Origin of the sequence: Sphingomonas aerolata (assembly GCF_003046295.1) — a bacterium.
Classification (GTDB): domain Bacteria; phylum Pseudomonadota; class Alphaproteobacteria; order Sphingomonadales; family Sphingomonadaceae; genus Sphingomonas; species Sphingomonas aerolata.
Window position 1 is genome coordinate 917015 of the sequence record NZ_PZZN01000003.1, and the last position, 11800, is coordinate 928814.

Annotated in this window: 12 protein-coding genes; all 12 read right to left on the reverse strand. The window is 64.0% G+C overall.

Features of this window, described 5'->3' with window-relative positions; genetic code table 11:
* Positions 1-305: 305 nt before the first annotated feature.
* The 12 genes from pcaDC to C8J24_RS16640 all read right to left on the reverse strand — a co-directional run bounded on the left by pcaDC (position 306) and on the right by C8J24_RS16640 (position 11800).
* Entirely contained in the window at positions 306-1484 is a 1179-nt protein-coding gene (gene pcaDC, locus C8J24_RS16585) for a bifunctional 3-oxoadipate enol-lactonase/4-carboxymuconolactone decarboxylase PcaDC (protein ID WP_107934096.1), read from the reverse strand.
* A gap of 4 nt (positions 1485-1488) precedes the next feature.
* Positions 1489-2589 (reverse strand): lyase family protein, encoded by a 1101-nt coding sequence (locus C8J24_RS16590; RefSeq protein WP_244180808.1) that lies wholly within the window; start codon positions 2587-2589, stop codon positions 1489-1491.
* Positions 2590-2637: 48 nt separating this feature from the next.
* Positions 2638-3363 (reverse strand): protocatechuate 3,4-dioxygenase subunit alpha, encoded by a 726-nt coding sequence (gene pcaG, locus C8J24_RS16595; protein ID WP_208620982.1) that lies wholly within the window; start codon positions 3361-3363, stop codon positions 2638-2640.
* The gene (pcaH, locus tag C8J24_RS16600) at positions 3353-4060 is read right to left on the reverse strand and encodes a protocatechuate 3,4-dioxygenase subunit beta (RefSeq protein ID WP_107934100.1); all 708 of its coding nucleotides are present in this window, start codon (positions 4058-4060) and stop codon (positions 3353-3355) included. Before pcaH ends, pcaG begins: the two co-directional genes overlap by 11 nt.
* The gene (locus C8J24_RS16605) at positions 4057-4737 is read right to left on the reverse strand and encodes a 3-oxoacid CoA-transferase subunit B (RefSeq protein WP_208620983.1); all 681 of its coding nucleotides are present in this window, start codon (positions 4735-4737) and stop codon (positions 4057-4059) included. The genes pcaH and C8J24_RS16605 overlap by 4 nt, the downstream gene beginning before the upstream one ends.
* Positions 4734-5444 (reverse strand): CoA transferase subunit A, encoded by a 711-nt coding sequence (locus tag C8J24_RS16610; protein ID WP_107934102.1) that lies wholly within the window; start codon positions 5442-5444, stop codon positions 4734-4736. Before C8J24_RS16610 ends, C8J24_RS16605 begins: the two co-directional genes overlap by 4 nt.
* Positions 5441-6622 carry a 4-hydroxybenzoate 3-monooxygenase gene (pobA, locus tag C8J24_RS16615; RefSeq protein WP_107934104.1) on the reverse strand — a complete coding sequence of 394 codons (1182 nt, stop codon included), beginning with the start codon at positions 6620-6622 and terminating at the stop codon, positions 5441-5443. Before pobA ends, C8J24_RS16610 begins: the two co-directional genes overlap by 4 nt.
* Positions 6623-6649: 27 nt before the next feature.
* A complete protein-coding gene (locus tag C8J24_RS16620) occupies positions 6650-7042 on the reverse strand; it encodes a C-glycoside deglycosidase beta subunit domain-containing protein (RefSeq protein ID WP_107934106.1) in 393 nt (130 codons plus the stop codon).
* Positions 7043-7053: 11 nt separating this feature from the next.
* Entirely contained in the window at positions 7054-8076 is a 1023-nt protein-coding gene (locus C8J24_RS16625) for a sugar phosphate isomerase/epimerase family protein (protein WP_107934108.1), read from the reverse strand.
* Positions 8077-8102: 26 nt separating this feature from the next.
* Entirely contained in the window at positions 8103-9320 is a 1218-nt protein-coding gene (locus C8J24_RS16630) for an MFS transporter (RefSeq protein WP_107934111.1), read from the reverse strand.
* 67 nt (positions 9321-9387) lie between these two features.
* A complete protein-coding gene (locus C8J24_RS16635; RefSeq protein ID WP_107934113.1) occupies positions 9388-10350 on the reverse strand; it encodes a fumarylacetoacetate hydrolase family protein in 963 nt (320 codons plus the stop codon).
* A 10-nt stretch (positions 10351-10360) separates the two neighbouring features.
* The gene (locus tag C8J24_RS16640; protein WP_107934115.1) at positions 10361-11800 is read right to left on the reverse strand and encodes an MFS transporter; all 1440 of its coding nucleotides are present in this window, start codon (positions 11798-11800) and stop codon (positions 10361-10363) included.

Genomic DNA, 11800 nt, shown 5'->3' on the forward strand with positions numbered 1-11800 from the left:
GCCGACTACACACCCTGAAAGGACCGAGAGCTGTCGACGGGAATCCTGCCGGACGGACGGGTCCAGACGCCTGCCGAGGGGCGATTTCGTCGTCTTACCTTAGGGGGGCGTTCTCGGCGGCGTGCGCCTCCTCGCGAGATCTTCCAGATGACCCATAACCGGTCATTCAAAGCGCCCTTCCCCATTCCCAATTTTGGCCATTCGTTCATCGCCGCGCCAGAGCTCTGCGGCCCTATTTCATCGTGCCCGCGCCGTCGTCAAGGCGGGTTGACGAACCGCCAGCCGAGCGTCGTGTCCTTCATATTTCAACTGTCAGAATCGAGCTCGGCAATGATCTTGCCCGCTTCGGCGAAGGCGGTATTTGCCGCGGGCACGCCGGCGTAGATGGCCGATTGCATCAGCACTTCCTTGAGTTCCTCACGGGTGAAGCCGTCACGCATCAATCCGGTGCGAACGTGAAGCGCGAACTCCTCCCAACGACCGAGTGCTATGGTGATCGCAAGCACGATGAACCTACGGCTGCGGTCATCGAGACCCGGCCGGCCCCAAATTTCATTCCAGGCGATCCGGGTGATCATCGCCTGGAAATCGGCGGTGAAGTCAGTCCGCCCGGCCAGCGACGCGTCGACCCACGCATCGCCGAGTACCCGGCGCCGGTTGAGCAGCCCCGCCTCGAACAATGTGTTTGCGGCATCGTGGATATCGGCCGGTTTCAGGAAATCGCGAAGCGTTACTGCGAGCACCGCGGGTGTCTCAATTGGTGCGAGATGTGCGGCGTCGAGATGCACCACCCGTGCGTCGGGAACCGCTGCCACGATGCGTTCGCCATGGCCCGCAAACGGCGTCGAGATATCGCGATCGCCCGCGACGACGAGTGTCGGCATACCGATCGCCGGCAACCGCTCGATCAGCGCCATATCACGGATCGCTGCACCGCAACCCGCATAGCCGGCATCGGCCATCGCGATCAGCCCCTGCCGCACGCTTTCGGCCGCGCCACCGTGCGTCGCCACGAAGCGCGGCGACAGGAACCGGCCCATGGCCATATCGGCGATTGCTGCCGTACCCTCTGCGCGTACGAGCTCGATCCGGTCACGCCATGCGCCAGCGTCCATCGTCGCCGACGTGCAGACGAGCGCGAGCGCGGTAATTCGCGTCGGGTACGCCAGTCCCAGTTCCATTGCGATCATTCCGCCGAGCGACACGCCGGCAACGGCCGCGGTCTGTACCCCCGCAGCGTCCATCACTGCGACGACATCGTCGGCCAGCATCGCGAGGCTATAGTCACCATCAGGTGCGTCTGATGCGCCGTGCCCGCGCGTGTCGATCCGCAGGAGCTGGAAGGCGGGCAGCAAATGCGGGAGGCTGGTCTCCCACAACGCCATGTCCGTGCCGATCGAATTAAGCAGGACGAGCACGGGCAGGTTGGAGGCTCCGTCGAGCTTCCAGTAAAGGCGCACGTCGTCACGGATTGCGAATGGCATGAAGTTATCCTTCGTCTCTGGCGACAAGCGCGCGGACAATGGCCCCGCTTTCGCCGATATCGGTACCGATATCGGCATCACACAGGTTGCGCGCGATCGCGTCTTCGTCGATCTCCAAACCTTCGGCGACGCTAGCCATTGCATCGGCCGCGCCGGCCGCGAGCAGGAACAGGTCCGCGAGTACCGGTCCCTCCGCCTGCCAGCCGCCAAGCCCGCGCTCTTCCTCCTGCGGCAGTCCGACAAGCAGGGTCGCGGCCAAACCCGGTACGCGGAGCGCTGCCGACAGCGCGACCTGGCAACCGGTCGGGTTGCGCTTGTGCGCCATGGCCGATGATCCACCGCGACCTGCAACGGCCGGTTCACGCGCCTCCCCAACCGTGTTTTGCGACAAGAGCGCTATGTCGCGCGCCATCTTGCCGATTGCGCCAGTCGCTATGGCCAGGCTCGTGCCGATGGCGGCAATGCCGATGCGGCGCGCATGCCATGGCTCACTGACAGCCAGGCCGAGATCGCCTGCCATGATCGATGCAATGGCCAGACCCGCGCCATCGAGCCCCGCCCGCGCACCCGCGGCGCCTCCAAGCTGAATTCGCGCATGGTCCTCGACGTCGCGCCGCAGCCGCTGAGCAGCATCGGCGACGCTGGCCGCCCAGTGCGCGATCCGCAGACCGAACGCGACGGGTAACGCATCCTGCAACAACGTGCGGCCGACCGCCGGTGTCTCAGCGTGACGCAGGGCCAAACGACCAAGCGCATCGACGATGCGGTCGAGGTCCAGGAGTACCAGGTCGGTCGCTCTCCGCGTCTGCATCATCAATACGGTATCGGCGACATCCTGGCTGGTCGCACCCTTATGGACCGCTTTCCCGGCATCACCATCCAATGCGGCACGTAAGCGCGTGACGAGGGGTATCGCCAACGTGCCAGCCAGCGCCGCTTCCTCGGCCAATTTCGCAGAATTGATCACCACCGTCATGCAGGCGTCGACAATTGCCACCGCTAGCTCGTCCGAGATCACTCCTTCCGCCGCCTGCGCTTTCGCCAAAGCACCTTCGAATGCGAGTGCGTGAGCGATGGTGGCGTCGTCGTCGAAGACGGCCAGCATCGCAGGGGTCGTTGCAGGCCGCATGCGGAGGCGATCAGTCATCCGCCATCATACCGCAAAGAAAACGGTTTCGGCATCGCCTTGCAACCGGATGTCGAACCACCAACGCCCGCCGTCTCGCCGGTTAGCCACCAGCGTATTGCGACGGTCTGCCGGAACCGCGGTGAGCACCGGATCCTCGTCATTGCCATCGCCATCAGCGAAATACAGCCGCGTCGCGAGCCGTTTGATGATACCCCGCCCGAAGACAGACACAGCGAGATGGGGCGCCTGCAGCGTGTTGCCGGGTCCCGGCACGCGCCCCGGTCGAATGGTGCGAAACCGGTAGAACCCGTCCTGATCAACAGACGCGCGGCCGAAGCCAATGAAATGGGGGTCGATCGGCACCGTCTCCCGTCGATCCTCAACGCTCGCATAGCGGCCCGCGGCATTGGCCTGCCAGATCTCGATCATCGCATCGAGGATCGGCACGCCCTTCGCGTCAAACACCTGCCCCGCGATCTCGATCACCTCCCCCTCGGGCGTGCCGGTCGGTGACGACAGGTTGAGCAAATAGTGCTCTTCGCCGAACAGGTCCGTACGGGCGCCCATGTCCGACTTGCCGACGAGATCGGCGCCGCCTTTCCATGGCAGGCCGTAATGGAAGAAGGGTCCGACGGTCTGCCACGGGGTCTGCCCGAAAATCGCCGGATCCTGGTTATCGATCCGCGGTGGTGCCTCTCGGTCCTCGATGGCGATCCCCAAGGCGATCCCCGGGGAGATCTCAATGGTCATGGTCGTCATCCTCGAACGGCGTCTCGTCACGCCCCTTCAGCACGATGTCGAACAGATAGCCAAGCGCCCAGGCGGGCTTCGTGCTCTTATTATCGAAGCGGCCGACCATCCGCTGCCGGGCGGGCATCGGTATGGCGTTGGCGATCGGATCGATCTCGACCAGCGGATCGTCCGGGAAATACATCTGCGTCACCAGCCGCGTCGCAAACGCAGGGCCCAGCAGCGACAGGTGAATGTGCGCCGGCCGCCACGCATTCTTGTGATTGCCCCACGGATAGGCACCGGGCCGTATCGTGACATAGCTGTATCGCCCGTCGGCATCGGTGACGACCCGCCCGGCCCCGGTGAAGTTCGGGTCGAGCGGTGCGTCCCAAGTGTCTGCGGAATGAATATAGCGGCCCGCCGCATTGGCCTGCCAGATCTCGATGACGGTGTTGGCCACCGGGCGTGCGCGATCGTCGAGCACGCGCCCGGAGACGATGATCCGCTGACCTTGCGGTACGCCCGGATGTTGCGCTGTAAGATCGATTCCCGAGGGCCCGACCATCAGGCGGTCCCACGCGCTGGGGCCGGTCGTCTCGGTCAGTGTCGGTGGGATCGCGATCAGAGGCTGGCGCGGGCTGCGATCGACGCTCGAGCGATAGTCGGGATGCAGCGAGGGCGACAGCCCCGCCTCATCCGGCGAATAGGCGATCACGCCGCGCTCCCCTGCGCGAAGGCGCGCGCGTCGAATGCCGCACCCGTCTTCGTCCGCACCTCCTCCAGCGTCACGCCCGGCGCCAGTTCCACCAGCGTCAGGCCGCCCGCTTGCTTGTCGCAGGCGAGCACGCACAGGTCGGTAATGATCAGGTCGACCACCCCCTTGCCGGTGAGCGGCAGCGTACACGCCTCCAGGATCTTGGGTTCGCCCGCCTTGTTGGCGTGATCCATCACCACCACGACCTTACGGACACCGGCGACCAGGTCCATCGCGCCCCCCATCCCCTTCACCATCTTCCCGGGGATCGTCCAGTTGGCGATGTCGCCGTTGGCGGCGACCTCCATCGCACCAAGCACCGCCATGTCGATATGCCCGCCGCGGATCATCGCAAAGCTGTCCGCGCTGGAGAAGAAGCTCGACGTCGGCAGCGCGGTGATCGTTTGCTTGCCCGCGTTGATCAGGTCGGGATCGGCCTCGCCCTCGAAGGGGAATGGTCCCATGCCCAGCATGCCGTTTTCCGACTGCAGCGTGACGTTCACGCCGTCCGGAATATAGTTCGCGACCAGCGTCGGAATGCCGATGCCAAGATTGACGTAGAAGCCGTCCTGCAATTCGTGCGCCGCGCGCGCGGCCATCTGCTCCCTGGTCCAGCCTTTGGTTTGGTCGGCCATCATGTCGTCTCCCGGTGGCGCTCGGTAAGCTTCTCGATGCGCTTCTCGTTGATCGTGGACAGCACGATGCGGTCGACATAGATGCCGGGAACGTGGATGCAGTCGGGATCGAACGCGCCTGGCTCGACGATCTCCTCGACCTCTACCACCGTCACCTTGCCCGCGGTCGCCATGTTCGGGTTGAAGTTGCGCGCGGTCTTGCGGAACATCAGATTGCCGGCCGGGTCGGCACGCCACGCCTTGATGATCGACAGGTCTGCCTTTAGCCACGTCTCCCGCACATAGTCCTCGCCGTCGAAGGTCTCGACCGGCTTACCTTTCGCGACGACCGTGCCGACACCGGTCTTGGTGTAGAACGCCGGAATGCCCGCACCGCCCGCGCGGATACGCTCGGCAAGCGTCCCCTGCGGCGTCAGTTCGAGTTCCAGCTCACCGCTGAGATATTGCTGCTCGAACAGCTTGTTCTCACCGACATAGGACGAGATCATCTTTGCAATCTGGCGACTTTCCAGCAGCATCCACAGGCCGAACCCGTCCGCCCCCGCATTGTTGGAAATGACGGTCAGTCCCGTAACGCCTGCTGCGCGAATTTCGGGGATCAGGCTTTCGGGGTTGCCAGACAGCCCGAAGCCGCCCGACATGACGGTCATGCCGTCGAACAGCACGCCTTCAAGCGCGTTCGCAGGGCTGTCGTAGATCTTGCTCTTCATGCTGCCCCCAGGGGAAGTCCGACATAATTCTCCGCGAGCGACCGCTGCGCCGCCTCGGAGCCGCGAATGTAATCGAGTTCGGCGATCTGGATCCGGCGATCGAATCCGTCCATCGCCGGAAACCGGTGCGTGACGGACGTAAACCACCACGAGAACCGCTCGGCCTTCCAGACCCGGGCTAGCGCGCGCGCCGAGTAGCCGTCGATGCCGGCGTCCGATCGATCCTTGTATTTCTCGACCAGTGCCTCGGCGAGCATCGTCACGTCCGATACCGCCAGGTTCATGCCCTTCGCCCCGGTTGGCGGGACGATATGCGCTGCATCGCCTGCAAGGAACAATCTTCCCCACCGCATCGGCTCGCTGACGAACGATCGCAGAGGCGCGATAGCCTTCTCGAACGACGGCCCCCGCGTCACCTTCGCACCGACTTCAGGGCCGAGGCGCAAGCATAGTTCATCCCAGAACCGGTCGTCAGACCAGTTGGCGATGTCATCGTTGAGCGCGCACTGCACATAATAGCGGCTGCGCGTGGTCGAACGCATCGATGCGAGTGCGAAACCGCGTTCATGGTTCGCATAGATAAGTTCGTGATCGACCGGCGGCACGTCGGCGAGAATGCCAAGCCATCCAAAGGGATAGGCCCGCTCGAACGTCTTGATCACGTCCGCCGGGATCGCGCCGCGACTTACGCCGTGATAGCCATCACAGCCGACGATGTAATCGCAGTCGAGCCGCTGCTCTCGGCCGTGCAACGACCAGGTTACCGCGGGACGCGCGCCCTCCAGATCATGCAGTGCGACATCGCTCGCGTTCCAGACGATCGACAGGCCGCGTGATTCCGCCGCGTCAAACAGGTCGCGCATCACCTCTTGCTGGCCATAGACGGTGACTGTCGAACCACCGGTCAGCGCTGCCATGTCGATATGGAACATCCGGCCATCAAGCGACAAATTCGTGCCACCGTGAACGAGGCCTTCCCGGACCAGCCTGTCGGCCAGTCCGAGCTGACGCATCAGATCCGTCGTAACCTGTTCGAGCACGCCTGCGCGGACACGCCCTTCCACATACGCGCGGTCCCGCCGTTCGACGACGACGGCGTCGATGCCCTGCAAGCGGAGAAGATGCGCGAGAAACATGCCGGCGGGGCCGGCGCCGATGATGGCAATCTGGGTACGCATGCCTGTCGATCCTGTCGTCGGGCCCCGTCAGGCGGCCAGCGAGATGGTCTTCACGCACCGCGTCGTCGGTACGAACGGCAGGTACGAGATCCGCATCCGTTCCGCGAGTTCCAGCCGATGCTCGCCTGCCGACAGTCCACCGTCCTGCAGCACCGTCACCGTGGCGACCTCGCCGAAATTCCAGCGGTCGCCATGCTCGTTCTCCATCTCGTCGAGCGTCCAGGTGCGGCCGCGCAGCGTCAACCGCACCGCTTCCCGCGGTATCGCTTCGCCGTCCAGCGTCACTGCGACGTCTTCGACCATCGAGAGGCCCAGGCCCCGGTAATAGGGCAGTCTTGCGCCGAACGAGAAGCCGATAGCCGCGCCGTTTTCCGCGACGTTTGCGACGGTGTCTTCGCAGATCATGTGTTGATCGAACATCGTATCTACCTTCAGGCTGCGCGTGCGGAGGAATTGGTCGTGGCGACGGGCTCGTCGATCAACCGGGCAAGCATCGCCTGCTGGCGGCGGACCTGCTCGACGGACTCGACCGGATGGGCGTCTTCGATCCAGCGATTGCCTTCGTATTCGGAGCAGATGTAGCCGGAGTATCCGCCTTGCTTGAGAACCTGGACGATTTCGTCATAGGGGATCGACGGTTCCACAAGGTCCTCGGTCATCTCGTAGAACTTGCCGTGGACGTTGTGGATGCGTCCCATGAAATCGAGCATGCGCTTGGGTTCGTAGGCTGCGTTGTGACGCAGCGTCTCGGCCATCGCCATCGCGGCCCCCTCGCCACCCATCTCGCGCACGTTCATCACGATGTATTCGCTGAGCGTACGGTCCTCATATGCCTTTTCGATGTAATCGGCGATGTGACGCGGTGCGCCGTTACGGATGAAGCGCTCCTTCCAGACGGGCGGGAAGCGATGCAGGAACATGCCCATGTCGGGCAGGAAACCCAGCGCGCCGCTGCCCGATTTCTCGTACGCCTCGGCATGCCGGACGATCCAGGGATGATCGAAGTGCAGAGGCGCGTGCACCTCGAGGAGGATCTTGATGCCCTTCTCCTCGGCATGAGGCGCACTGGCAACAAGCACCTCAGGAGACACCGAGACCAGCGACCTGACGAAGCGCATACCGAGCGCCGCGGCGAAATCGATATCGCGCTTCATGCTGGCGACCTGCTCGTCAAGCGCCATGACGCGGCCGTTGTAGCGCTTGTAGTCGAGCATCGCATCATGCGCGACGGGCACTGTCCCGTACTTCGTCATCAGGGCATGCCAGTCGGTGATCTTGTTCTCCGGAACGGGCTGTTCGGGCCACCCCCAGAATGTCTGTTCGCCGATGACCTCGATTCCGGTCGCGCCCATTTCCGCGCAGGTCCGGATAAAGTCCTCTAAGGTCATCTTGCCGAGGAACGTCTCGTTCTGGAAGCTGTAGAGGCTTACGCCTCGCTTTATAGTTCCGGTCATGCTGAATCTCGTTTCAGTCTAAAGGGTCAGGCCGTGGCGGCGGTAAGGGCTGATGGCGTGCGACGGCTGGCGACGAAGGCGATCAGCGCAACGACGATGCCGAGAACGCCCATCGCGAGGAAAGCCGATTGCATCGTGCCGAAGGCGTCGTTGAGCTTGTGAACGAACCAGGGACTGGAGAACTGGCCAAAGAAGAAGCAGGCGGTCCAGATACCCATCCCGCGGCCGCGATGTTCGAAGGTGAGCTTCGAGCTGGCCCAGGCGATCAGAACCGGGACCGCCATGCCGACGCCGGTCTGCTGGATCACCAACCCGGCAATCATCCAGCGATAGTCGACCGCCAAGCCGATACCCGCCAGTCCTACGCCGACCAGCAGGAACAGCGTACCGATCTGCACCGCATTGGAGCGGCCGCTCATCAACCGAAAAATGATCGAGCCGAGCACGACGAAGAGGCTGGGGATAGCGGTTAGCTGACCGAGCCGGGCGCCGCCCTGTACACCCACTTCGCGGAATGCGAGGCCGCCGTTAATGATGAAGACGTAGTAGAGTGCCGAGGCCAGCAGGGTCACGCCGCCGATCAGTGCAATCACAGCCCACGGGAACGGCGTAGAGATATCGGGCGCAGCGACGATCTCCTTGACGGTCGCGCCATCCTTCTTTGGCTCGAACAGAAAGGCGAGCATCGCGAGGAAAATCGGAAAGGCGACCAGGTAGACGAGGAAGATCCCGTTCCACCGCACGCCGCTGGCTGCACCCGACAACAGGATGACGCCCGATGCCATCAGCGGCCCGGCGAGGCCCTGCAACAACAGCCAGTCGCGGCGCCCGCGGTCATCCCAGTAATCGCCGAGCAGCGTATTGACGATCGTCAGAATCGCCGCCTCCGCAACCCCGAGCAGCAGGCGCGAGGCGAACACGGCGTTCAGGCTGTCGAGAAAGAAAGGCGCGGTGCCGAAGATGCCGTAGAAGAACGTCGCCCAGATCAGCAGAGGCCGCCGCCCGAACTTGTCGATGAAGAACCCTGCAAACGGCGCGATCAGTGCGATGGTCAGGCCAGGCGCCGACACCATCAGCGGCACCTTCCACCGTGCGTCGGGGTCGGCCGAGAAATGGTCGATGATCGACGGAACCGCCGGAAACATCGATACGATGGCGAAGATCGGCAGGAAAGCCGCCGTGACGATGGTGATGCCCTGAGGCACCATCGTTAACCGTCGTATCGAATCCAGTATCGAACGCATTCCGCCTCTCCCGCCATGTTTCGCCACGGCTTTAATAGAACTAGCATTCTAGTTATTGATCGGGCTGTCAAGCCTGTACGACCCGCTGGTCGATCGCACCGAACAGCGGCGCTCCGTCTCTGGCGCGTGCCTCCATGCGGACCCGGTCACCGAACGTCATGAAGCCGGTGGTCGCGGTGCCGGTATCGACGATCTCGATACCGCGTCGCTCCGCGATGCAGGACGAACCGACGTCCCGGAAATTCGCGTTGGAGACGGTGCCCGATCCTATGATCGTCCCCGCCGGCAACTTTCGGGTAGCAGCGGCATGCGCAATCAGCTGAGCGAAACTCCACGCCATCGCCCCGCCTTGCGCGCGTCCGAACGAGCGGCCGTTCCAATCGACTTCGAGTGTCAGATCCACGCCGCCTTCGGTCCATGCCGTTCCGAGCGCGTCGGGCGTCAGCGCGACCGGCGCCATGCTGCACGCCGGCTTGGCTTGTATCCAGCCGAACCCGGTCTTCATTTCGGGGCCTGCCAGCGCGCGCAACGACCAGTCGTTGATCTGGACGACGAGCCGGATCGCTCTTGCACACTCCTCGACCGGTGTACCGACCGCGACATTGCCGAGAACGACCCCGAACTCGCCCTCGAAATCGATGCCGTGCGAAAGGTCGGGAAATGCGACATTCTCGTGACCAGACAGGAAATGGTCGGACAGTCCCTGATACATCAGAGGCCGCCCGGTTTTCTCCGGAACGATACCTAGGACCTGATCCATCAGTTCGCCGTGCGACGGGTAGGCGGACCCGTCCAGCCATTGCCAGGCGCGTGGCAGTGGTGCCATCGCGGCAGACGGATCGAAAGCTTCCCCCTGTCCTGCTTCCACTCGCTGCTGAGCCGCACGGCACACGGGGATTAGGTGATCCCAATCGTCGAGCAGCACCTGAAGCGTAGCGACGCCTTCCACTAGCAGCGCTCTGGCGTGGTCGATCGAGACGACGGCCAGCCTGCCGTCGCGGCTGCCGTCATTCAGAGTCGCAAACCGCATCTTGATCCTCTCAATCGGTGTCGAATAGGCGCTGGGGAAACCGTCGGCTGAGCACGGCGACGCAGAACAGCAGCAGACATATGCTGATCGCTGCTGGGATGAGCGCGGCACGTGTCTCGGGCGCGGACGTCGCCCCACCGGCCATGACGAGGAACAGCGTTCCGACCGTTGCGGCACCGCCGGCGTTTCCCAGCTGCTGGACCGTCTTCAGCGCACCGCCTGCAGCGCCGGCATGGCGGGTGTCCACCCGCGCGAGCGCGATCGGCGACAGCGGCCCCGCACAAGTTCCCATGCCGAGACCGGCGATCAGGAGTGCAACACCGATCAGCGGCACGCTCGCGCTGGTTGCCACGGTCACCGTCACCCCGGCCACCCCCAGCGCCATTGCCCCGGAACCGAACGCCAGCACGGAACGGCCCAGACGTGGCAGGATACGGCGACCAAGCAGGCTGATCCCCAGCCCTACGCCGACCGCGAATGGAATGTGCAGCAATCCGGCCGACAGCGGGTCAAGGCCGAGCCCGACCTGCAGTACCAGCGTCAACACTAACAGGAACCCTCCCCCCGCCACAGCGAAGACGAGCGACGTCAGCAGGCCGTTAGAGAAGCTGCGATCCTGAAACATCGCCGGATCCAACAACGCCGAGCCAGTGCGTACAGTCTGCCGGCGCAGATGCCACCACAGCACCATCCCGAGCGGCACGGTCGTCGCGAACAGTCCGAAGCACCACCATGGCCAGTTGAGCGCGCGCGCCTCGATCAGCGGGAAGACGAGGGCAAACAGCAGGGCGACGACGAGCGCGTTCCCCGCCCAGTCGATCCGCAGACGGTCGGGCGAGCGGCCTTTGGGCAGGAGATACCAGGCGGCGACGATGCCGGCCGCACCGATCGGCAGGTTGATCAGGAAGATCGCCCGCCAGCCGAGCCCCGCGACGTTCGCCTCGATCAATGCGCCACCGATGACCGGCCCCAATACCGCGGTCAGACCGCCCAATATGCCGAAAAACGACAGGGCCCCGACCCGTTCATGCGGAGGATAGAGGAGCTGGACCAAAGCAAGAACTTGCGGCCCCATGCACGCCGCGGTCGCCCCCTGTACCAGACGCGCCACGATCAGCGCGGTCGGCGTCGGCGCAACGCCGCACAGCAAGGATGCGAGCGTAAAGCCCAGCATGCCGCCGATGAACATCCGGCGATACCCAAAGACATCTCCCATGCGGCCACCGCTGACGAGCAGCATTGCGAAGGCCATCGAATATCCGGCCACCATCCATTGCACCGCAACCGGTCCGGCGCCGAGGTCGGCACGGATCGCGGGAATCGCGATATTGACGATCGTGCTGTCGAGCACGTCCATCACGAATGCCACCGTCAGCGTCGCGAAGGCCAGCGTGCGGGCGCGCGGCGCGAGCGATGACGCCTGATCGCGTGCGCTCGCCACGGTCGTCAT